Origin of the sequence: Klebsiella sp. MBT K-1 (genome assembly GCF_002556465.1) — a bacterium.
Classification (GTDB): domain Bacteria; phylum Pseudomonadota; class Gammaproteobacteria; order Enterobacterales; family Enterobacteriaceae; genus Klebsiella; species Klebsiella grimontii.
Window position 1 is genome coordinate 235,528 of record NZ_PDEL01000008.1, and the last position, 22,665, is coordinate 258,192.

A 22,665-nucleotide genomic window follows, 5' to 3' on the forward strand; every position below is an offset into this window, starting at 1 on the left:
TCAGCACTACTGATATTCCCCCTACCATTCCATTAAACCTATGCGTTGCTCCAGGTACTTATCGCGAGTATATGCTGTACGAACCTCTTTATTATGTTATTTGCTTACGTGGTCTCGATCACATCAGCATTAAAACCTACTACATTCATAGTTGTGCTACTCGTTAACCTGTCCGAGGGTTCTCTTTAACAACTTGTGAAGGTCCGCTTCTTGCTCCCTGCGGACCTTCAGCTTAGGTAACTTGCTCGCTTCGTGCCTGGAGCGGACATTACTAAACTCAACGAGATATATGCAACCTGAATACGGAGCACTTGATGATTACCACACATGTTTTCATCGCGGTCAGTCTTGATGGTTATATCGCTCGACAGGATGGCGATATCGACTGGCTGTTGAAGCGCGATGACCCGACAGAAGATCATGGCTATGCCGCATTCATCGCGGACAAAGATTGGATCATTATGGGGCGAGGCAGCTATGAGAAGGTGCTGACTTTTGACGAATGGCCTTATGATCGACCCGTGCTGGTGCTTTCCCGGCAGCTAACCGATACCCCCGTGCCCGAGGCTCTGAAGGGTAAAGTGCAGTTTTCAGGCAGCACGCCAAGGGAGGCTCTTGCTGACCTGATGGAGAAGAACGTGCACCGGGTCTATATCGATGGTGGGCAGTTAATACAGTCGTTCCTGCGCGAAGGTCTGATCGCCGATATCGTTATCACTACCGTTCCTGTCCTGCTTGGTTCGGGAAAACCGCTATTCGAAGTATTACCCCATGATATCGATTTGACGCTATTATCCACCCGCAGCTTCCCTTCGGGTCTGGTGCAGTCGCACTATCGGCTGACGGCATAAGCTGAATCTAAGCATACTATTGCCCTCCGCTAAAGCGAGAAAATGGCCCTGCTGCCAGCGGTACTGTTTTACTTATACGACCTTGCTTCAGTTCGCTGAAAAAGCATTGCATCAGAAAGCGGGTCTACAAAACCCGTGATCTGGCTCGTGCCGATATCTTCGATGACATAGACCTGTTCAGCAATCGGAGCCGGCGGTAAAGTCATCTTGGGGCGTCAGTACAGCGGTCTTTGAATAGGCTCCGTCGTAAGGACGTTGCCAATGCAGATGACAAACGTTCCCCACCCCAAATGTCACACTTCCCTCCCTTACCCTTAAAGGCCTTTAAAGGCCCTTTAGCGAGCTTTTGCGGGCGTAGCATTATTCGAGCCAAAGTTGACTGAAATCCGGCCATCCCAGCGTATTTAAATCCCGCCAGGTAAATGACTTCTCGGTCGCAAATTCCATCCAGTGATGCAGTAAAGGAATGACATATCGCTGATGGGTAATCTCATGGAAAAAGGCGGCAATGGTGGCGAATGCCTGTTCATCGTCGCTGTTCAGAATGGTCGGTAGCAGGGCGTTCAGATTTTGTCGCTGGGCTTCAGGCAGTCGCGTAAACAGCGTGTTGGACGCCAGCCATTCCAGAAACGCCGGAACCGAAAGGGTATCGAGCATAAAGTTGCTGAGCCAGATATCTGCGGGAGGGCGCGTCTGGTTGTTAAAGTGGTCAAATGCGTCGATCCGTATTTCGGCGCGAATATGCCAGCGTTCAAGCAGGCGGCGAATTGCTCCGGCAAGCTCCACCAGTTCCGGTTGCTGAAAGGTGCTGATAATAACCGGCTGACGCAGGTTAAACGGCGCGGTGATCCCGCCAAAATCTACCGGGCGGTGGTTCCACTGCGGCAGCATGCCCTGAGCAACGGAGAGGATGCGCGCATATTCGTCGGGAAGCTGCGTCTGGCTGAGGAGTTCGACAGGTTGCAGCAGGTAATTGATAAACCGCCTTCCGGCTTCATCTGCAAAGGCCCCGTCCCCGTCGAGCAGCACAAAACAGCACCCCTGCTCCAGACTGCGCTCGTTGAGCGGGCGGTCATCCTGCGCCTCTTCGCCCCGCAGCAGGGGAATAAAGCTCATGCTGATATGTTCCGGAGCCCAGGTGAAAATAGTGATCTCATCCAGTCCGGGTCGCGCCTGGTGCCAGTGTTGATTGCGCCGCAAAACCATAAAGTTGTCGCTGTGCTCCTGCAGGTGGAAAGCGCCGGTACAGCGGATGTGTCCGTGCTGGTAATCGAACAGCATCGTCGGCTGAGTGGCGAGCAGGCAGTCGAGACGCCTGACCGGATGATGCGTTTCAATCACCAGATGCCAGGGGGCGTCAGCGGTGATGGTTTTGATTGGGCTGAAAAGCGGCGCGAACTGCGGGCTCTGGCTGGCGGCGAGCAGGCAGCGCTCAACAGCGCTGGCATCCAGCTCGCCGCCATCGGCAAAGCGGGCGGTGGATTTCAGCCAGAACTCCCAGCGGGTAAAGTCCTCGTTGTGGGTCAAGTAGTGGGCAATATCGGGGACGATCTTGCCCTGAACGGCGTCATAGCGCGTCAGCCCGCTCAGGCACTGGCGCAGGAGGTGGCATTCGGTTCGCCGCAGGGGAACGAGCGGGTTAAGCGGATCCAGATTGCGGTAGTAGGGGATGCGCACCCGCGTTTCGCTGCTTTTATCCTGTACCCCAAAGCGCCACAGGCTCAGGCGATCCAGCAGATACTTGTCGTTACCGATAAAGCGCAGCACATTGCCGTAATCCTGCTTCTCCAGCAGCTTATTGACGTTCTGGCTGAACAGCTTTTCCGGCGAGGTTAACAGATGGAGCCGTGAGCGCTTGCCGCGCCCGCGCTGGGGCTGCCAGTCGAGCCATTTTTCCTGATGCATCTTTTTCAGCGCAATTCGGCAGTTACGCACCGAACAGCCGAAGATGGCGGCGATCTCGTGCATCTGTAATTCGTGCGTCTGACCTGCGCCGTAGCGGGCGTGTAGTCTGCGAAAATGCGCCTCGAAGATACTCATGTGATGGCCTCCCACCGAACGCGATTTCCTCTTTTATCCCTTTCTGATGGCTTCTGGCGTGATTGTCCTCATAAATTTTCCGGTTTTAAGCGAAAACCGGAAATAACTTTCGTCTTCGGTTGCTGTTTTTTTAATCATTTTGGGTTCGGATACTGAAAGTGTTCGGAGCAGAACCTGCTGTTGTGCGAATCCCTGTCATAAAGACGCGCTCAGGAGATCGAGATGAAAAGATTCAACCTTCTGCAAATGTTACAAAGCATCGGGCGATCGTTAATGATCCCCATTGCCATGCTGCCTGCCGCCGGTATTTTGCTGGCCTTCGGCGTCAGCTTTCAGGATCCCAATATTGTCGCCAGCCTGCCGTTTCTCGGCGCTGACTGGCTGGTTCACGTGCTGAAGCTGATGGCGGAAGCGGGCAGTGCGATTTTCGCTAACCTGCCGCTGCTGTTTGCGGTCGGCGTGGCGGTAGGGCTTAGTGACGATCAGGGGATTGCCGGGTTGTCGGCGATCGCCGGTTTTCTGATTATGAACGTCACCATCGGCCAGTTTCTTGGGATCACGCCCGAATCGGTGACGCAGGTGCGTGACTACACGATGGTGCTGGGCATCCCTTCGCTCCAGACCGGCGTGTTTGGCGGCATCATTATCGGGATTATCGCCGCCTGGTTGTATAAACGGTATTACCGCATCCAGCTTCCGTCCTGGCTGGAGTTTTTTTCCGGCAAGCGCTTCGTGCCGATAGTGACCTCCTTCGCCGCGCTGTTTGTCGGGCTGGTGATGGCGGTGGTCTGGCCGCCGGTTCAGCATCTGATTAATGGCCTGTCGAATACCATGACGGTGCAGGGGCCGGGCGTGGCCGCCTTCCTGTTCGGCTTTATCGAGCGGCTGCTGATCCCGTTTGGTCTTAACCATGTCTGGTGGCCGACGTTCTGGCTGCAGTTTGGCGAGTACGTGAACAAGGCCGGGCAGGTGGTGCATGGCGACCAGCTTATCTTCTTTGCCCAGTTGAAAGATCAGGTGCCGATCACCGCCGGAACCTTTATGGCCGGGCTGACGCCCATCAAGATGTTCTGCATTCCGGCGATTGCGCTGGCGATCTACCGCTGCGCCAGCCCGGAAAACAGAGCGCGGGTGAAGGGCATTATGCTCTCTGGCGCGATCACCTCCATTGTCTGTGGTATCACCGAGCCGATTGAGTTCTCCTTCCTGTTTGTTGCGCCCGTGCTGTATGGCATTCACGCCGTCCTGGCGGGGGGGGTGTTCCTGCTGATGGAGTGGTTCAGCGTACACATCGGGCTCTCTTTCTCCGGCGGGCTTATCGACTATCTCTTCTTTGGCGTTCTGCCGCGCGCGCCTCACTGGTACATGGTGTTCCCGGTCGGGCTGGTGATGGGAGCGCTGTACTACGTCCTGTTTACCTTTGCCATTCGCCGCTGGAATTTGCTGACGCCGGGGCGTGAAGTCGAAGAAAGCACTGTGGCGCAGGAAAACGAACAGAATGACCTGGTGAGCGGCATCATTCTGGCCTATGGCGGGCCGGGAAATATGACCAGCATCGAGGCCTGCATGTCACGTCTGCGCATTGACGTAACGGATAAGACGCTGGTGGACAAAGCGCTGCTGAAACAGCTTGGCGCGGCGGGCGTCGTCGAGGTCGGGAACAACATCCAGAGCGTATTTGGCATGAAGTCCGATCGGCTGAAAGAGGCGATCCGCGCAGCTAACGCGTATACACAGGAGGCAAAATGAAACAGCTACACCACAGCGGCCTGCCGCTGTATCTCGATGACGACGGCGTAATGGCGCTGAAACCGCCGCTGAACTATCTCGGTTTTGGTCGCAAAAGCGCCGGGCAGATGGCGGTGGTTTTACCGGAATTCACCGAAGCGCAGCGTGATGAACCGGCTTACGATGTTTATCGCGGGCTGAGTTTTCCGGAGGATCAGGAACGGCTTGCCGCTGACCAGTATCAGTACGACATCACCATCATTATGCCAGGGACGATTGGCCATGAGCGCAAGAAAACCAGCGGCCATTATCACGGTTATAACGACACGCGGCGCAACACCCATCCGGAAGTGTATGAAGTGATTAAGGGCACGGCGGCGTATATCCTGCAAAAGTCGCCGGATTTTGCCGTTGAACCAAAAGATCTGCTGGTGGACGATCTTATCGTGGCGGTGGTGAAGGAGGGGCAGAGCATTATCGTGCCGCCGAATTACGGCCACTGCTCCATCAATATCGGCGACGGGCCGCTGGTATTCAGCAACCTGGCCTATAAACCCTGCGCGGTTCACTACGACACGGTGCAGTTTTACCACGGTATGGCCTGCTACATCGTGGAAGAGAACGGGCAGCTCTGCGTGCGCAAGAATCACTACTACCCGCGTATTCCGCGCATCAAATTCGCCACCGTCAAAGAGAACCCGCATCTTGGCATCACCTTCGATACGCCGCTTTACCAGCGCTACTGCGCCGCACCGGAACGTTTTCATTTTCTGGGGCATGTCGATAACTATGTCCGGGAAATCATGGGGATGCTCCAGTATGAGGATGATTTATTCCCGTTCTGCCAGGAGGACGAATGATGGAAACGCAATCTGTTGCAGGCGTTGCTTGTAGCGACCTGAATCAGGCGATGTCGCGGATTGATGGCGCTGCGCTGGCACGTCTGGAGCAGGCCATCGCTGAAGCGAACGCGATATTTGTTTTTGGCGCAGGGCGTTCGCTGTTAATGCTGAAAGCTCTGGCGATGCGCCTGATGCATATCGGCCTGAAGGTGCATGTTGTCGGCGATGTGGCCACGCCTGCGCTGCAAAAAGGCGACCTGCTGTTACTGGCGAGTGCATCGGGTGAAACGGCTTCGCTGGTGAATGTGGCAACGAAAGCGAAGCAACTGGGTGGCACTTTGGCTTTGCTGACCATTTTCCCCGAGTCCACGCTGGGGAAACTGGCGGAGGTGGTGATCAGGATCCCGGCCTATACCGACAAACTGCCGGATGGACCTGAGAATGTGAAAGGTATTCTGCCCGGCGGCAGCCTGTTTGAAGAGGCGGTCATGGTGCTGGGCGACGCCATGATTGTGAATCTGGCCCAGTCGACGGGATATCGCTTAACCAAAGGTTTTGCGCTACACGCCAACCTCGAATAGTCATTCGATACAAGGAAACCAACATGAAATTACAGCTTGCCCTGGACGAGTTAACCCTGCCTGAAGCGCTGGTATTTATTGATAAGGTGGTTGACGACATTGATATTATTGAAGTGGGTACCCCCTTTCTTATTCGGGAAGGCGTGAACGCGATTAAAGCCATTAAAGAAAAATATCCGCATAAGGAAGTGCTGGCGGATGCGAAAATTATGGATGGCGGCCATTTTGAGTCGCAGCTGCTTTACGACGCCGGAGCAGACTATGTCACGGTGTTAGGTGTGACCGACGTGCTGACGATCCAGTCCTGCATCCGCGCGGCAAAAGAGGTCGGAAAGCAGGTAGTGGTGGATATGATCTGCGTCGACGATCTCCCCGCGCGGGTCCAACTGCTGGAGGAGGCGGGCGCGGATATGCTGGCGGTTCACACTGGCACCGATCAGCAGGCGGCAGGGCGCAAGCCGATTGATAATTTGATAATGATGCTGAAGGCGCGCCGGAAAGCACGGATTGCCGTGGCAGGCGGCATCAGCAGCCAGACGGTGAAGGACTATGCGCTGTTAGGCCCGGATGTGGTGATTGTGGGGGCGGCGATCACGCATTCGGCGGATCCGGCAGATGAAGCGAGGAAGATTTCGCAGGTGTTATTGCAGCATCACTGAGATTAGCCGAAAAGGGCGGCATCTGGCGCGGCTGTGTGCCAGATGTCGGAATAATCATAAGATTATGCCTTCAGTTTGATTCGCGGATTCACTCTCTTTTCGCTGGTGGCTCGATTATTCATGGTGGATTTGATAAATACTCCGATCTGAATTTTATAATTGTCGTAGACCCTATCTTCTATGACGAAATCATAGCGCAGCGTAGGGTGCTTGGCGGACCCTGGGTCATCTGCTGCATGCTTTTACTAGGGACATGCCTGAGAGACGGTTGCTTACAGGCCGGAGTAAAAAGTATCATGAGAGATACTGCCATTATCCAAATCTCAAGATGGGCATCTCAATTTAGTTTCTGCAATCCATACTAATGCCCAGGTCCAGATGTCCGGGATGAGTTCAAATGTCTGCTGAGTGCCTGGAGCGGACATTGCTAACACAGGAATGTACTAATCTGTGTGGGCAGGCCAGGAAGCCTCTGATGGAAATTTGTTAAATTTTCGACCATGCTTTTTGTCCAAAGAAAACTTCAGTAGGATGAAGATGATGGACACGGTAGAAGAGCTTAACGGAACATACTTCTATAAAGGAGTAGCTAATATTTCGGCAGGCGAACTTTTTTCTGGATTTTTTTAGATGAAGTGAATGAATACTGTAACGACATTGCAGATATTGTAACTATGCGAAATAATAATTACGTGAAAACAAGTTGTTTTCTTATGTGCCTATTAGCCTAATGCGGGTCGGCCACGGTGTAAAGGCCAGATTGTAGGCGGTGATATGAATTTTGAGGAATAAAAAACCCGCAGCAGCGGGTTAGTAGATGCTCATGGCTCAGGGGATAAAGCCAATTCTGAGGCAGGTTCCTCGGGATATAATCAGCACGATAAATTTTTGAACTGTAGTTTGGAGCTGATTAGGGTCCCATTGGGAGGTGTCAAATAAGCGACCTCGGTTCCAGGGCAGGAAGCCGTTATGCCTACCAATACCTTTCTCGCCAAGCACATCTTCGAATGAACCGCCATTCTCATTATAGATTCGCACTTCACCAGCACGAATCATCGGGCCAGCCCAAATGCGCGCACCAGGTATCGTCTGCATATCATCACAAACTAAATGCTCATACCAGTTCAGCATGAAAACATATGTCCTGCTCATGATGCCTTTACGATGGCTCGTAGGCTGGATATAAGCTCCAGCGACCTGGAAACAATCTATGTCCTGGCCATCTTCAACGAAGCTATAGTTACGAAGCCCAACCCGTCCAGCGGTGACGTTATTAGCCTCATCAACGACGCCAGATCGGAGAAGTTCCTGAATAATGTCCTGCTCGTTTAGCCCGTCATCTTCGTAGTCTAAAATCATGTTGCTCAGTTCAACATCGGGGATGTTCGCGCCTACACGCTCAATGAGAACGTAGCGAACGACATCATCCTCTGGTTCGATGATTTCGTGTTCTGAGATTTTGAAAAGTGACCTGGAGGCAAGGAGGAAGCCGAAACGAACAGAACGAGTGTCCCCTGTGTGAGGCCACTCGCTCAGATCTTTTCTGTAGGATTCTATTAGTGTAGGAGCCATTTCTCAGCAGAACCATTAGCTTTAATATTGCTCATGATTCTACCATTAGTATCAAAGAAACGACGAATAGAATGTTCAATAACCTCAACGAGATCGGCCATTGATCGAGCCATCTCAGGGTACTGTTTCGCAGGTTTAACAATGAAACGAACGCGATCACCAAGCAGAACTGCTTCTGCCAACGGCTTAACCGTAGCATCAGCATTGTCCACGTCATCTTTGAAGGTGACAATGAAGTGAAAATCTTCAGGCGCAGTCATCCCTTCATTGTCAAGTGTGCGCACCTGAAGCATATGCTGCTTAAAAGTGTGCGTGGCAATGATGCTGGTATGATCACGAATTGTCTGAATAGAACGTTTTTCGTTCATTACGTCGTGCATGTGTCCACCTTAGCTGTGGGCCGCATTGGCCTCTCCAGCGAAAACCGCGAAAGCATTGCTTATGCGGTCAACTAAGCCGTGGGCCACATTGGCCTCTCCGGCGTTCTCCATCAAGGGAGAAAAGGCTACGAGTATGCGTAGGTCTACATTAACTACTGACGCATTCGTCAGTAGTTGACTAAATCTACGTCATTACTCAAAAATGATCAAGCCGCTGGTTGTCAGTTACCCAGCAAACAAAGGGGGTTTGCTGGGTTGTCATTGCTTTTTTGAAGCTAATTAGACATCCAAAATCATCACTTGTTGCGATGATTTGACCAATGGCACAACGTAGCACCTTGAACGTTGTGAGAAAGGATCTCACGTTTCGTTTCCTGCTTTAGCTGATCGCTATGGCTAACATAAATCGGGTTTGCAGCATCGCAAAACAACACCCCATGAGCCGCCAATCAGCGGCAAGCTGAGCGTCAACGGTAGTATCATCCGAGCTTCGGACTGCATTGATAACGTCATTTTTCACATCCAATGTGTGCCGCAGGCGCTTTCTGTCTTCACGCTCTGCTTTGATTTCCATTGACCGGCGAGCAGCCTGGCCACCGAGATAGTAGGCGCCAGCAAGCACCATGATGACGGCTGCAGCCGTCAACAGGTACTGCCTGGCCTTAATGTAAAGGCCAAGAAGCATTACGCGATTCCCTTCTGGTATTTGCGAACCTGAGACCAGGCTGGCAATTGCAACTGTGGCCACACCGAACGCAATCCTAATAGTGTCGCCGCTGGAAATGTTGTCCTGAGCCTTATCCATTGCATGAGTGATCTGCGGATGTAAGCATCCCGGTAAACCGGACCATTCGCTTTTAGAGAATATCCAAAAAAAAGGTTTAGTTATCCTCTGTGGGGCCAATGTCTGCTCCTCGCTCAAAGCTGACCATGCTTTCTAATTATTCCTGTGCTTTGACTAGCTTGCTGGAGTAAGGGCTTTACCAATCTGACGTAGTAGACAGGTACAGCCCTTGAAGTTATGGCATTATCGTGCGTTCAGGCTTCCCACTCACCAAGCTGCGATGTACCGCCTCACAAATCCGGCTCACCGCCAGCCCGTCCTCTGCCGTCACTGGGTACGACGAACGGTTCCTGACCGTGCGTACAAAATCATTGATCGGGTCGATACCGAAACCGCTGGCAACGCCGTTGCGGTAGTTGATGAAATAGCTGTTGGGCGTGAGCGTCATGGCCGGCGTGGTGATTTCCAGCCCGCGATGCTGTGAAGTGCTGCGGATATACGTTGCCTCGCAGAGAATATCGATACGCCCGTCGTTGTCCTTCGGAAAGCCTTCCGGCAGCACCCACGAGTTTTCCACCATCCACGAACTGCCGTCGGCCATCGTCAGCAGGCTCTGCACGCTGTCAAAAGTATCGAGGCCGCATTCGGTCATCAGCCGTTTCTGCCCGACGGCATACACCGACACCACCTCCTGTCCGGAAAGGTGCCGCACCAGGTCAAAGCAGTGTGAGCCGAGAAACCACACCGGGGAGCTTGCGCCCGCCCAGTCCAGCCACTCCGTCGGCACGCTGATAACGTCATCCATGCTGATATGGCCGCGCAGGATGCGCCCGGCTTCCGGCTTCTCCAGTTCAGCTTTGATGCGCATCACCGCCGGGTCCCAGCGCTTGTGGAAATCGACGCCGACCAGCAGGCCCCGCTGCTGCGCCATCTCCACGATAAGCTCACATTCGCGTACCGAGGTGGCGAGCGGTTTTTCCGCCAGCACATGTTTGCCGTGGCGCAGGGCGGTGAGGATGGATTCGGTGTGGTACGGGTCAGGTGTCGCCACCGAAACCACGTCGATGGCTTCCTCCTGCAGCAGGACATCCAGCCGGGTATAGCCCATCACGCCACAGGCCATGGCAAGGTCGTCACAGCGCTCTGTGTCGGTGTCGCAGATGGCGACCAGCACGGTGTCCGGGTTATGGCGGTACGCATTCATATGGTGTTTGCCGTAGATGCCCGCGCCGACCACGGCGGCTCTGATTTTGTTCATCGTTATGTCCTCAGAATAAACCCAGGGAAAACAGCCAGCCGATGATGACCGCCAGCGGTCCGGTCAGTTGTCTCGACAGCAGAAAGGCAGGGACGCCCTTCGCGATGGTCTCCGGTTTTGCCTCCTGCATGGAAAGGCCTACCGGCACAAAGTCGCAGCCGACCTGCACGTTGATGGCAAACAGGGCGGGCAGGGCGAAGGCCGGAGATATCGCCCCTGCGCCAATCTGTGTGCCTATCATCACGCCAATCACCTGCGAGATGGCCGCGCCCGGCCCGAGCACCGGGGAGAGGAACGGAATGCCACAGATGAGCGACAGCAGCACCAGTCCCCACAGCGAGTTCGCCAGCGGCGTCAGGGCGTGGGCAATCAGGCTGCCGAGCGCGGTTTCCTGCACCAGGGCTATCAGCAGCGAGACAAAAGCCATAAACGGGATAACGTTGCGCAGCGACACGTCCACCGCCTCGCGGCTGGCGGCGAACAGCAGGGCGATAATGTGGCCGACGGCGGTGCCGGTCTGCTCGACCATGCGTACCAGTTTCTCCGCGCCACGCGGAGGTGGCGGTGTGGTGGTAATGACTGGTTCCGGAGCAGGAAGTGGCTCAGGCCCGCAGTCCGGCGCTTCAGCGCTATCCACCAGAACCAGCTGCTCCATGGTGACGCCGGAGACGTAGTTATCCTCGGTAATAAAGTGCGCCAGCGGCCCGGCGCGCCAGGTGGGGAGCACGTTGATGGTCGGAATGCCCTTCTGCGGATACAGGCCGCATCTCAGCGACCCGGCGCAGTTAATCACCACGCACAGGATGTCGTTATCCGGCGGAATGTCAGAGAAGCCGTTAACGATTTCCGATTCGGTGAGCGCGCCGATTTCTATCGCCACCGGATGGATTTCGCGCCCGGTCAGCGACAGCACCTTTTTGCCGCTGCCAACGGGCAGCCACAGCCCTTTACCGTAGCCGCCGGGGCCGGGCGGAATAAGCACCGTGTTCATGGCCGTCCCTCCTCAATCACCAGGTTACCGTGCAGGTCATGGAGTTTCGGCACCGGGCCGGAGAGATGGACCGCACCGACGTGGCAGGGATTCAGGTCGCCGTTGAACACCAGCGTCAGGTGGCGGAGTTCAAACAGAGCCTGCTGTGCCCCCTTGCCGACGGCAGTAATCAGATAATCGTGCCCTGCCAGCATCAGGCGGTCGCCGGGGAGTATCATCAGGCTCTCTTCCCGGAACGATGGCTCCAGCGACAGCGAGTAATCGAGGCAGTCCTTCGGCCCGTTGCTGTCGAAGGTGATGAGCATTTTATCGGTGAGGCCGTCGGCGACAAACAGCCCGATGGCAGTAATGCGTGCGCAGTAAATCATCATGGCGTATTCCCCCGCCTGCTGAGCCGCAGGAACAGGTACTCGGTGATAATCCCGCGGATTAAACCAATCAGCATGGCGGCAGCGATATAGCGCAGCGCCAGCGAGGTGACGGGCAGGCCGAGCGCCTTTACCCCGGCTGCCACGCCGAGCCAGACGAACAGCTCCGACGGCACCACGTGGGGAAACAGGCTGGTGAGGGGGTGGGCAGTGGTGCCGAGTGCATCTTCATAACCAGGCTTGCTCTTTTCGGGCAGGAGCTTGCCTAAAGTGAGCGCGCCCGGGCTGCTCATAAAGAACCAGCCGAGCACCGGCAGCACGCCGTAGGTGAGGATACGCGAGCGGCCAAGCAGGGCAGCGACCTTCTCCATTCTGACGGTGCCGACCAGTTTCATCAGGAAGTTGATGGCCAGCAGTAGGCAGATAAGCATCGGGATAAGCCCGGTCATCATGTCGAGGAAGATTTTGCCTGCGGTCTGGAATACATGAATAAACGCCTCAGCGAGGCTGACTGTCCACATAAGGAGTCCTCCGGGTAAAAGGCCCGGAGCGCACAGACTTATCGGACAGAAGTTAAGACATGACAGGCGTAAGCGTCTGGGGCTCCGGTAATGGCGATAAACAGCTGTGATTCATACTGCTTTCTTTGTTATCCCCGCTTGTGGCGTGTTTTTGTGAACTGAGCGGTTTTCAGGACGAGCGGATGCGTGGCAATTCAGCCCTGAGTATGCGATGCTCAGCAGTTGGGTTTGCAGAGGGTGATAGTCTGCAATTTGTACAGATAAGTTATCACATGATTTTGTGAATTTAAAGATCTGTTTTTCACAATATATTGTGAATTTATTTTTATTGAATTCAACAAAATCAATTGATTACTGATTAGTGGCGTCTAATGTCTAAAAAAGATAATCAATTTTTTGATCAAGATAACAATTTTCAGTTTGGCACTCGCCTTGCCGAAGCGATGTCGTTATCTGAAGACACAGTCAGTTCTCTGGTAGATAAAACCGGTATTCCCAATTCAACCATTCGAAGCTATCTGAAGGGAGAATCCGTTCCCGGAATCATGCAACTTCGGAAGATAGCTGCTGGTATGGGCATCAAAGCGGGATGGTTTTTAGGTGATGATGAAGAGTTTGCCTGTCCAAAGGACGGGATGTCAGAAATTGAAAAGGATCTTGAGCTACTCAATAACCTATTCAAATACATGGCCCCTGTACAGCGAGGGCGGGTACTGAAACGCGTTCTGGCAAGTGTGGCGCGTCAGATCGACCATAATGTTGACGGTGACAATAATACTGAGCAATAGAACTAACGATCACTATCAGTCTGTATCTCTCATGGCTTTTGCCCTTTAAGGGCAGGCCCGTTCCCCTTATTCTCCCTTCCTTTCAGCCTTTGCCGTTTCAGTCCCTTTTCGCCATTTTCAGTTCTTCTGTTTTTGAGGTGGTACAGGTGGGACAAGTGGTACAACCGCGCCAGCCGTGGCTTTGCGCTGTACCACCTGAAAAATGCCAGTCTGAAAAGTGGGACAGAATCAGCACCGGCTGTCCCACCCTGTACCACTTTTTTTAAACTAGATTATCTAAAGTGGGACGCTGTAACCCGCGCCAGCTCTGCGTGTACCACTTGTCCCACCCTGTACCACCTTTTTTTAAAGCACGCGAGACTGTACTCAGACACTGAGGATGCGGGAGGTGAGTCGGTAGACCCTGGCTTTGCCGATCTCCGGCAGGCGAACCTGCGACTGGTATTTCCCGTCACTGCCGGGCAGCAGGCACTCTGCTTCCTGGCATAATCTGGCCGCTCTGGCGGGACTGAATCCCCGGCACATTTCCCGCCAGCCCTCCGGCAGGATGTGAAACAGTGTGTGCTCTTCACCCGTCAGCGGATCTTTTTCCACCCGGCGAAACCCACCATATTCAGCGGGCGGTCCGGGCCGTCCCACGAGGCAAAACGGCTGTACTGGTGCGCGGTAATGAACCGCTTGATCTGCGCCAGCACACCTTCATCCTCCTGGTTAGCAATATGGCCGCGTTCGTTCAGCCAGGCGTGCAGGCAGATCTGCACCGCCTCATACGCCGTGCCTTCCTGCCAGCCCGTGATGCCCTGCAGCGTCGCTATCTCTCCGGCCACCGCCAGCAGCGCAAAGCGGGCCACGATGCGCTGCACCTGGTTTCCGGCGTTGTCCGGCATCAGGGCGGTCTGGTAGCGGCGAAGTAACTCTCTTGCCAGCGTGGTGCTGGCGTCCAGGTCGTGGGTGAGGAAGGCCAGCCAGGCACGAAAGGCGGTGCCGTGGAAGCGGGCCACCCGGTCGCAGAGAGCATCGGCGAACTGCTGGCCACTGGCAAAGCCGTGTAGCTGCTCAAACGCGCCATGCTGCCCGGTGTCGCTGGGGATTTGTACCATGCGCACGTCCATTCCGGCGTAGAGGCGCTCCCCGGCGCGTTCGGTGTGTTCTGCCAGCGACAGCTCCCCGGTGGAGAACAGTAGCAGCGTCCAGTGCCTGCGATTACGTACCTCGCCGTCGGTGCGGGCGCGCCCCTTGCCCTGGCCGTTCGCCAGCATATAGGCAATCATCCCGGCTTCACGCGGGTCCACTTCGTGTAGTTCATCGAGCGGCAGCAGGGCATCGTTGTGGCGGCTGGCAATTCCCTCCAGCGCATTCCCGGTGGCCCGCCAGGAGTGCCAGTAGTCCGTGCCACCGCAGACGGAGGCGGCCACCTTCATCACCGTGGTCTTGCCATCGGTGGACTCACCGCGCAGGTGAAAACCGCCACCGCCCGTTCCGGTCAGGCGCAGCAACGGGGCGGCCAGCGCACAGCAGACGGCAAAGACCAGCCGTGAATTGCCTGCACAGAGTGCGGCGACCTGCTCCTGCCACTCTGCCAGCGTACCGGCCTGCGCAAAGCCGCCGGTCAGGTAGTGGCTGCCCTGAAGGATGACATTGTCGCCACCGGGACCGATAACCTCATCCGGCAGTACGTAAACGCCGTTGTGCCAGCCGGTTTTCTCCACGCAGGTGACCCGGCGTCCGGGGAGTGACCGTGAGATGTATTCGCACAGCAGGCTGCGCAGGGCGGGGCGGGTGGAGATGTAGGTCAGGCCGTTCTCCAGCAGGATGCGCCGCAGCTCCTCGCCGTTTCCGCTGAGCATTGCCATCGGCATGGCCCAGCGCCGCAACTGCCCGGTGGTCGTGTGCCATTCCAGCAGGCGGCCATAGCTGCCGTCATGGCTGTCGCAGGTGATAGCGGTGACGCGCAGAGGGGAACAGATGCGCTGGGGCTGGACATCGCTTTCACCGTCCCGGCGTTCGGTGAGCTTGTCAAACCACAGTGCCTCTTCATCGAGGCGGAAGTGCTCCGGCAGGATGTCAGAGGGCCTTTCCTGTCGCAGGCGTTCAAGCTGCCCGGTCCAGTTCTCCAGCAACTCACCGTCAGGGCTCATCAGCCGGGCCATCTGTACGTTCGTGTGCGCCAGTTTTACGGCGATTTTCAGCAACTCCTCCTCGCGGATATCGCCTGTGCGAAGTACCCGGACGTAGAGCGCGTCAGGTCTGATTATGGTCAGGTTATCCAGATCGGCCAGTTCATCCGGGCCGAGTACCACCGGAGGAACATCATCTTCCCGGTCGGGATCTTTTCGCCACACGCGTGAGGTTTCCCATGCCAGGCTTCCGGCAAGGATCACTACTTCGAGCGTGCGGTCCGGAGACTGCTTACAGAGAAAGGGCGCGCGTTTCATGATGGGGTATCGGTCGGCTCATCCCTGAGCGTGGATTAACGGATGGCGGTGCGGCGCTGTTGCCACTGGCGGATTTCCGCAGCATCGAAGACCACCAGTCGGGAAGAGAGGTGGACGGGGCGGGGAAAGTCGGTGTTTTTAATCAGGCGGTAAACCGAGGATTCGCTCATCGCCAGAAACTGGACCACCTGCCGCATACGCACGTTGCCGCTTTCGGGAAAAGCATCGCTGCTGTCAGCACGGGTTTTCATGATTGCACCTCACGGGAACAGAGTGTCGAGGCGGTTATAGCGCGGAACGGGGAGGGGAGGTATAGGTCCGGGTGAAAAAGTAGAGTCCGGATAGAAAGTAATGAGTCCGGAAAGAGTTTCTTTGCCATCAAAACCGATGGCGTTAGATTAATTTATTGAAAATAAATGGTCTTATCTAACCGTGACTCGTCGGTATAAGATATGCTCAGGTTGATGGATAGCAATGCACGGCAATGAACAAATAACAATAGGTCATTCTTCTTCTCTGTGGATTATGTGATCTAAGTTAGAGTTGCACGGCTTTTTTATTTTTACTTCTTTGAATTATAACGTCCATAAAATCACTTATTCCGAAACTATTTTTAATACCTAGAAGGGAGATTTGTAACCATAAGTGCAGTTCAATAATGACAGTAACCCTAGATATTGAACGCTTTTTTGTGAAAATTTGCATTCCCCGGAAATTAGCATGAACTACCCACAAGGTGAGCGATAGCAGATATAATTATTTAGCCTCCTAAGGTTTTTAGTAATGTTGATAATTTCGTTGTACTTAACTATATGGAATTGATATAATTAAGTGTATTAGTAGTTGTTGAAATGTTGGATATATATTTTAACATCAAGTTTAAAATCATTTAGGAGGGGTTGTGTATATAGCAATAGATGGTGATGATGTAGGAAGAAAAATAACTGCCTCATATATATCTAATTCAGAAGTAGAATTAGCATATATAAGTAATAAATTAAATAATGCAACAAAGAAGATTTCTGATTTTTTATCTGCTAATGGATTTGAAATAATTTTTCAGGCAGCTGATGGTGTTACAGCAAAAACAGCAGTTGAAGTTAATTTTAATGATGTGTTTAATACGGTAAAATCACACTCTTTTGATGGGGTTACTTTTTCGGCTGGAGTAGGAAAAGATTTAAGAGAAGCATATATTGCACTTTTAAATTCTAAAAGTAATGGGAAAAATATGATTTCTATTTATAACGATATGTAATGGTGAAATATGTTTAGAATAATTAGGTTCGATCGGCTTCTAAAAATTGTATCATTAACATCGTTGCTTATTACTATATTTTTCTTTGGGCTCTTTAAAGCACTCCTTGCTTCTGATTTGAGTTTGTTAAAATTATTATCAATTTCATCTGTAACGTCTTTTATTGTAAATTTCACCCTTCTCTCATCATCAATATCCAGAAAAATATGGCGAGCGTTAAGGTTTTTCAAGAAAGATATGTATCCTGATTTAAATGGTATATGGGTTGGTCATATCATTACAGAAAAAAATGGTGAGTTTGAAGTTCGCGCAAAAATAAAGCAGGCTCTTCTTGTTACTACGATTGAAATGCATGGGCCGACTGTTAAGTCAATTACATTAGAAGCAACTCCGATCAAAGAGTTGGGCATTAATAAATTATACTACGTGTATAGATCAACACCCAAAAACCCTGCTTGGAGTGAATATATTGGTTCGACAATATTCGATGTAATTGAAGATAGCTCTGCGCTGCAGTTATCTGGAAGGTATTATACAGACAGAAAGTCTGTAGGGAGGGTATCAATTAAAAGAATATCGTTACACACTGAAGCTGATATATCATATTATTAGTTTTTGTTTTTTTTTAGACTTTTAAGGTCAAAATTAAGACTTAAACATCGACCGGATGCTATCTTTTGAGCATGACTAAACCTGCTTGAAATGAAGTTCAATGGTCAGAATAATACTTTTACTGCTGTTCTGAGAGGGATTTAATTTGTAATGTTTATTAATTCAGACTGGATTGTTTAATTACTTATAAACAAAGGTCAGCTATAAATCACTACTCTTGAACGCTATTTTCTCCTTTAAAATATTTATGTTGTTACCAATTTTTTTTCCTACCCATAACCCTTTTCTACCAACAATGAGCATGACCATTGGTTCAGTCGCTTTCAGTCCAGTTAACCACGATTTTATGTCTATATATGAAGGTTGAGGAAAATCTTCTGGATGCGTATGCCATTCGCCCAAATAAATAAGAAAGCCGCCTGACTGTTGAAATAAAACATCAACTTTTTGCTGGTGATGAACTCCCTTTCTCTCTACCCGAGTACGTGATCTAATATCACCATAACCAGGCTCAGAAATATGAGTTATAACAATGTGTTGTCCCCTGCGCTCTCCTATTAGAACACCTCCTGCCTCAGTACTGGCATAATGTATTTGACGATATGAAATGAGCTTTTGTGCGACATCACTCATAATAACAATATGATTGTCTAAATCATCGATAAAAACGAGTTCATTAATGTTCATAACAAATAGGGCAGTTAGGCTGGCATGGCAACATTTGAGGCTTTAGCGAACGCCCCCCCTCAAGAACGTGTTCATTGTAAGTCCATTTTAATTCAGGTTCTAGTGTACTCAAGACTGCCATTTGAGCCAAAGATGCCGTTATGTTACTTACTGCCGCATCATAGGGAGTATAAGTACTACCGCAGGTTTTGTTTTTTTCATTAGACATATCGACATTATAAAAACGGGAATCTATCCCATTTCGGTATTTTTGAGGGTTAGAAATCATACACCCATAACAACTTGAACCATTGTCAATGAATACTTTTGATACTCGTCCATTTCCATCATTAAATGCATGAATAATGAATGGCCTTTGCCCCGATGGGATCTCTCTGACTACTGCGGCTATGCGTTTTGATACAGGAGGACGACCAGTTGCGTCAATAATAATGTCATACTTTTGTATTATATCTGTGCTGATAGGAAATTGCTTGTTAAATCCGACAATATTTGTTTGTAAATACACGGAATCTTGAAGTCTTGCGGCAAGTGAATGGGATTTGGGCCATCCAAAATCATGTGACGATAAAGTATGACGACCAAAATTACTTGGCTTGTATATATCATCATCATAAAGATGTACGTATCCTTTACTACATCCAGCCCCATTTCGGAGTAATAATTCTGCTAGATACCCACCTATTGTTCCACAACCTAACAGTGCGATTTTTTTTTCTGAAAGATTTGCTGCACCTTCGCGTTGGGTGTTTCGACTAAGGAGTGTCATAATATCTGCACGAACAACCCCTAATCTCTGATAACTGGTGCAAACGCTTTTGCCACGTAACATTAACGCTAGTTTTACTGTCGAATTTTTAGCTGATTTTTTATGCCTACCGAAATCAATAGACTGTGTGTTAAATTCAACGTATGTAGCAAATATATCTTGATTGAAAACATCAAAGAGGAAAATATACCGCTTTTTACATTCTGCTTTGATGTGTTCAATAACTCTATTTCTGGCATTATGATCCGCTTTTTCAAGCCAATCCAATAAATCCCTGAATGAAGCCGGTGGCCATTTCATCCCTGCAAGGCGACTGGGGTTTACAGAAATGTAATGTGTGCTGATGGGATATTCTTTTAACGAATTTTGTGGTAAATATCTTTGTTTAAGCCATTTTGCAATAACGCTTTTCGAGTCCTCCGGTGACGATTTTTCGACTGTTATATACTCTATTCTGGCCGTCCCATCAGATCCATATGATTTCGAAAAATAGGTTTTTAGTTTTGCCTCTCGACTTATATTTGACAGAATAAAGATACTTTCGCTAGGCCGCCAGTATGCAGAAAATTCACCTTCTAACTCTCTCTTGTCATTCAGTCCCTCTAAAGCAGCAGATACAGAATTCATGAGAGTTTTGTTTATTTGCGCATCAACTTCTCTGTAGGTCCCTTCAAGATCGTTTGAATCCCAATCAGCTTCCATTTGCTCAACATAGCACAGGAAGCCTTCTTGAGTTATATGGGGTATAAGGTGGTCTCTGAACTGTTCAGGAAGTTCAAATATACAAGCTATTGGTAGTTCAATAAAAGGGTCTGGGCGGATTACCAATGCAACATTAAAGTTACCGGCTTCAGTTTGATATTCTTTCGTGTAATAGCCTTTACGGCGCTCTTTGCTGTGCAGAATAGCTTTCTCAGGAAGGTTGCGGGCACGCGTGTAGCGATACCCGCAGCCAATCATCACTTTATGGAGTTGTCCGTCTTCCATCAGCCGCTTACCATTGTTTTATTAATTTTTGTTGGGGCTTGCTCTTTGCTAGGTGAATTGTGAAATGCTGGAGCAGCAACAATTGATGTGATTAATGAGGCATTGGACACTCGTTTCCCAAATGCTTCATTGATTTTACGTAAGGCGTCTTCTCTGCTTACGGAGAGCTCAGCATCAAGTAGAATACCATGTAAGTTTCTCATTGTTTTAACAATAGTTCTCTGGTGCACGTTATGATCGCACTCCGCTGGAAACAACAGCTTTTCATCAGTATCGTCGGGGCTTTCTAGGCCGTCACAGAACTCATCTGGCAGCAATCTGGCAACCAGTTTCATTGTTCCGGCAAGGTCAGAACCATTATGCTCTTCTCTGTCGAGAATGTTGACTACTGCAGCCATTAGACTGATAGATGAAGGACCTCCAACTTCCCATTGAGCATCTCGCCAAGCCTTCATAAAGCGGCAAATTGAGCGGAGGTGTCCTCCGATACGTTTGCAGCTGTCGTTAAACCAGTCTTCAACAATTTTGGGATCGCTGATCGACCACCTTCTAGCCCCTTCGCGTAGAGCTAAATTCACTTTGTCAGATTCAACGATGTATGCTTCGCGACTATCCTGATTCAAAGCTACAGACTCAAACATCGAATCAGCCTTTATTAGATGTGCAGAATCCGCTGCTGTTTGTTTTTTCTGGAATAGTTCTTTAGGGATTGCATACATTGGCACGTCAATATGCGTTTTTTCTCGAGGGATTTTGATGCGACCGCAGGTATTCTTTTCTTCAAATTTCCAACCATCGTTTTCAGCTTCCAACGATTTCAGTGACGTATCTACTAGCAAAAGAAGCAGAGTGTGCCCGATGCTAGGCTCGGATTCAAATACAGTCATAGGCATATAGGTGCCATCATCAATATCCATTTCTTGTCCTGGATGAAAGGGCCTGTTTAATGTATCGTACTGGAAGCTACCTTGAGTCCAGAAACGTGGCTGAAATTTGATGAAGTCGTCGCGGGCTTCGTCTTCCATTTCAAAAATAAGCCGTGCTAGATCTGCACGATCTGAAGGGGATAGATAGCGAACGTTCGTTTGCTCCAGTTTTAATCTAACGCTCTCAAGTGTTAGCGTTTGCTTTCTGACATCAGTCGCGACTTCACGAGCTTCCTTAAAAACATCTCTCGTTCTCTCTCGGACTTTTTGACGAAGCGCTTTTAGTTTGTCTGATTCAGTCTTAGCCAGTTTGAGCTTACTTATTAAGCCATCTGTATTGTGGCTATAGTAATTGTTAAAGTCCCAACTCATCAGTTTGTCTCCTGCGCTAATGTGCGCTCAAAGGGTTTTGCAGGTGTAGTGAATAAATTCTTTAACTTCTGGTTTTGGGCAAACTGAACATTCGCAAGTTGTTTTCCCCGTGCGCTTAAATTTTGCAGTGAACTTTCACTTGCATTATCCAAGGTGATATCACTAGCTGCTTCATTGGGAATTACTTCATCCAGATAGATGTAGTTTTCTAATGCATCATGGAGTGTTAGTTCACGTAGGAGCATATTTTTATGAAGATGCTGGTTAGCCGTCATTGTTGTGAGCACCAGTCTTTTACCTACTCCCCATAGGCGGCAATATCCATTCCACCATTTTTTGCTAAGTAACCGTGGGCTAAGTGAGTATTCTTCACCGACAGTACCGACATTTAGTATGTGTATATTTTGGTGGTTAACATTAAAGTCAGAATTCATATCCCTAAGTACTTCCAGAAGTCCGATATAACTGGGGTTGTTAGCCACTAAGCCTCCATCAGCAAAGTATGCATGGAGATCTTCACAGTAGTGCGGAGCAAAGTATGTAGGGGCTGCGGAGGTTGCGAGTGCTGCGTCAATCAGTTTTAATGGCCCATCGCGCGTGAAATCAGGATTATGCGGTGTTTTGAAAAATTGCGGCTTTCCCGTAGACAGATTTACTGACGGGATCATCACCCGACGTCTCAAGTCATTGAACGTGGTTTCAGCACCTATCATCGTTTCAACTGTCTCACGTAGAGGAGAACTGCTGTAAATAGGAGCACATAGAGATTTTAACAAATTCAGCAGAGACCACCTGCTTGGAAAAATATCTTTTGCTTTTCTGAAAAAAACACTTTCCAATTCGCGAGCACTCTTGCCAGAGGCGAGGCCGAGAGCCAATATTCCACCTATTGATGTCCCTGTAATGAGATCAAAGTACTCACCAATTCTGATTTCTTGGCTGGGGTTTTTGAGGATAAGTATCCTCTCGATTTCAGCAAGTACACTGATTGTAAACAACCCCCTGACACCACCTCCATTCAGGCTCAGTATTCGCACGCCGTGATCATTGACAGCATTTAAATCAGACATTGCCAGCTCCACCAAGAAAGATAGCTATAAGATGTGTCTGCTTTTACGTTTTTCAATGTATAAATAACCAGTAAGTCAAAAAAAACGCAATTTACCAATATTAATTGCATTTAATCTAATTTTATTGAATTATTGGTTTGTTTGTTCAAGAAAATATATTTTTGTAGTTTTTTATTCTTTATGTTG

General features: G+C 50.4%; 21 protein-coding genes and 4 pseudogenes. 11 read left to right on the forward strand and 14 right to left on the reverse strand.

What is annotated here, in order from left to right; translation table 11 throughout:
* Window positions 1–314 precede the first annotated feature (314 nt).
* Window positions 315–851, forward strand: coding sequence for a dihydrofolate reductase family protein (locus tag CMQ96_RS14355; protein ID WP_098066950.1), 537 nt, complete (start codon window positions 315–317; stop codon window positions 849–851).
* A gap of 86 nt (window positions 852–937) precedes the next feature.
* Window positions 938–1,051: pseudogene (locus CMQ96_RS28365) on the forward strand (IS3 family transposase); the annotation flags it as partial.
* A gap of 160 nt (window positions 1,052–1,211) precedes the next feature.
* Here the strand turns inward: CMQ96_RS28365 and CMQ96_RS14360 are convergent.
* The gene (locus CMQ96_RS14360) at window positions 1,212–2,891 is read right to left on the reverse strand and encodes an SgrR family transcriptional regulator (protein WP_098066951.1); all 1,680 of its coding nucleotides are present in this window, start codon (window positions 2,889–2,891) and stop codon (window positions 1,212–1,214) included.
* Window positions 2,892–3,113: 222 nt separating this feature from the next.
* Between CMQ96_RS14360 and ptsG the strand changes: the two genes are divergently transcribed.
* From ptsG to CMQ96_RS29035, 6 genes and pseudogenes are all read left to right on the forward strand, one after another.
* On the forward strand, window positions 3,114–4,640 hold the full coding sequence (gene ptsG / locus CMQ96_RS14365) for a glucose-specific PTS transporter subunit IIBC (RefSeq protein WP_098066952.1): 1,527 nt from the start codon (window positions 3,114–3,116) through the stop codon (window positions 4,638–4,640).
* Entirely contained in the window at window positions 4,637–5,479 is an 843-nt protein-coding gene (locus CMQ96_RS14370) for a glucose-6-phosphate isomerase family protein (protein WP_009654290.1), read from the forward strand. The genes ptsG and CMQ96_RS14370 overlap by 4 nt, the downstream gene beginning before the upstream one ends.
* Window positions 5,479–6,042 (forward strand): 6-phospho-3-hexuloisomerase, encoded by a 564-nt coding sequence (gene hxlB, locus CMQ96_RS14375; protein ID WP_141522389.1) that lies wholly within the window; start codon window positions 5,479–5,481, stop codon window positions 6,040–6,042. Before CMQ96_RS14370 ends, hxlB begins: the two co-directional genes overlap by 1 nt.
* A gap of 23 nt (window positions 6,043–6,065) precedes the next feature.
* Window positions 6,066–6,701, forward strand: coding sequence for a 3-hexulose-6-phosphate synthase (hxlA, locus tag CMQ96_RS14380; protein WP_098066954.1), 636 nt, complete (start codon window positions 6,066–6,068; stop codon window positions 6,699–6,701).
* 20 nt (window positions 6,702–6,721) lie between these two features.
* Window positions 6,722–6,975: pseudogene (locus CMQ96_RS28890) on the forward strand (hypothetical protein); the annotation flags it as partial.
* 266 nt (window positions 6,976–7,241) lie between these two features.
* Window positions 7,242–7,345 (forward strand): annotated as a pseudogene (locus CMQ96_RS29035) (STM2901 family protein); the annotation flags it as partial.
* A gap of 184 nt (window positions 7,346–7,529) precedes the next feature.
* Here CMQ96_RS29035 and CMQ96_RS14390 read toward each other — a convergent pair.
* From CMQ96_RS14390 to CMQ96_RS14420, 7 genes are all read right to left on the reverse strand, one after another.
* Window positions 7,530–8,273, reverse strand: a complete 744-nt coding sequence (locus CMQ96_RS14390) for a hypothetical protein (RefSeq protein ID WP_098066955.1) — start codon at window positions 8,271–8,273, stop codon at window positions 7,530–7,532.
* Window positions 8,258–8,653: a hypothetical protein gene (locus CMQ96_RS14395; RefSeq protein ID WP_098066956.1), complete on the reverse strand. Its 396-nt coding sequence runs from the start codon at window positions 8,651–8,653 to the stop codon at window positions 8,258–8,260. Before CMQ96_RS14395 ends, CMQ96_RS14390 begins: the two co-directional genes overlap by 16 nt.
* 379 nt (window positions 8,654–9,032) lie before the next feature.
* On the reverse strand, window positions 9,033–9,458 hold the full coding sequence (locus CMQ96_RS28895; RefSeq protein WP_316497570.1) for a hypothetical protein: 426 nt from the start codon (window positions 9,456–9,458) through the stop codon (window positions 9,033–9,035).
* A gap of 214 nt (window positions 9,459–9,672) precedes the next feature.
* A complete protein-coding gene (locus CMQ96_RS14405) occupies window positions 9,673–10,695 on the reverse strand; it encodes a Gfo/Idh/MocA family protein (RefSeq protein WP_098066957.1) in 1,023 nt (340 codons plus the stop codon).
* Between the two features lie 10 nt (window positions 10,696–10,705).
* The gene (locus CMQ96_RS14410) at window positions 10,706–11,686 is read right to left on the reverse strand and encodes a PTS glucitol/sorbitol transporter subunit IIB (protein ID WP_098066958.1); all 981 of its coding nucleotides are present in this window, start codon (window positions 11,684–11,686) and stop codon (window positions 10,706–10,708) included.
* Window positions 11,683–12,057, reverse strand: a complete 375-nt coding sequence (locus CMQ96_RS14415; RefSeq protein WP_098066959.1) for a PTS glucitol/sorbitol transporter subunit IIA — start codon at window positions 12,055–12,057, stop codon at window positions 11,683–11,685. The genes CMQ96_RS14410 and CMQ96_RS14415 overlap by 4 nt, the downstream gene beginning before the upstream one ends.
* Window positions 12,054–12,575, reverse strand: coding sequence for a PTS glucitol/sorbitol transporter subunit IIC (locus CMQ96_RS14420; protein WP_058656528.1), 522 nt, complete (start codon window positions 12,573–12,575; stop codon window positions 12,054–12,056). Before CMQ96_RS14420 ends, CMQ96_RS14415 begins: the two co-directional genes overlap by 4 nt.
* A 371-nt stretch (window positions 12,576–12,946) precedes the next feature.
* Between CMQ96_RS14420 and CMQ96_RS14430 the strand changes: the two genes are divergently transcribed.
* Window positions 12,947–13,363 carry a helix-turn-helix domain-containing protein gene (locus CMQ96_RS14430; protein WP_045354519.1) on the forward strand — a complete coding sequence of 139 codons (417 nt, stop codon included), beginning with the start codon at window positions 12,947–12,949 and terminating at the stop codon, window positions 13,361–13,363.
* 366 nt (window positions 13,364–13,729) lie between these two features.
* On the opposite strand, the pseudogene CMQ96_RS14435 reads toward CMQ96_RS14430, so the two are convergent.
* Window positions 13,730–15,798 (reverse strand): annotated as a pseudogene (locus tag CMQ96_RS14435) (DUF927 domain-containing protein).
* A gap of 35 nt (window positions 15,799–15,833) precedes the next feature.
* Entirely contained in the window at window positions 15,834–16,049 is a 216-nt protein-coding gene (locus CMQ96_RS14440; RefSeq protein WP_032723754.1) for an AlpA family transcriptional regulator, read from the reverse strand.
* A gap of 650 nt (window positions 16,050–16,699) precedes the next feature.
* Here CMQ96_RS14440 and CMQ96_RS14445 point away from each other — a divergent pair.
* A complete protein-coding gene (locus CMQ96_RS14445; protein WP_098066960.1) occupies window positions 16,700–17,056 on the forward strand; it encodes a mCpol domain-containing protein in 357 nt (118 codons plus the stop codon).
* A 9-nt stretch (window positions 17,057–17,065) separates the two neighbouring features.
* Window positions 17,066–17,668 (forward strand): hypothetical protein, encoded by a 603-nt coding sequence (locus tag CMQ96_RS14450; protein WP_098066961.1) that lies wholly within the window; start codon window positions 17,066–17,068, stop codon window positions 17,666–17,668.
* Window positions 17,669–17,869: 201 nt separating this feature from the next.
* Here CMQ96_RS14450 and CMQ96_RS14455 read toward each other — a convergent pair whose 3' ends face one another.
* Genes CMQ96_RS14455 through CMQ96_RS14470 form a run of 4 tightly spaced genes read right to left on the reverse strand, consistent with a single transcriptional unit; the run spans window position 17,870 to window position 22,479 of the window.
* Entirely contained in the window at window positions 17,870–18,355 is a 486-nt protein-coding gene (locus tag CMQ96_RS14455) for a Mov34/MPN/PAD-1 family protein (protein WP_098066962.1), read from the reverse strand.
* Complete coding sequence (locus CMQ96_RS14460) at window positions 18,345–20,111, reverse strand: E2/UBC family protein (RefSeq protein WP_098066963.1); 1,767 nt, start codon at window positions 20,109–20,111, stop codon at window positions 18,345–18,347. Before CMQ96_RS14460 ends, CMQ96_RS14455 begins: the two co-directional genes overlap by 11 nt.
* Window positions 20,111–21,409 (reverse strand): cyclic GMP-AMP synthase DncV-like nucleotidyltransferase, encoded by a 1,299-nt coding sequence (locus CMQ96_RS14465; RefSeq protein ID WP_098066964.1) that lies wholly within the window; start codon window positions 21,407–21,409, stop codon window positions 20,111–20,113. Before CMQ96_RS14465 ends, CMQ96_RS14460 begins: the two co-directional genes overlap by 1 nt.
* Window positions 21,409–22,479 (reverse strand): CBASS cGAMP-activated phospholipase, encoded by a 1,071-nt coding sequence (locus CMQ96_RS14470; protein ID WP_098066965.1) that lies wholly within the window; start codon window positions 22,477–22,479, stop codon window positions 21,409–21,411. Before CMQ96_RS14470 ends, CMQ96_RS14465 begins: the two co-directional genes overlap by 1 nt.
* Window positions 22,480–22,665: the final 186 nt, after the last annotated feature.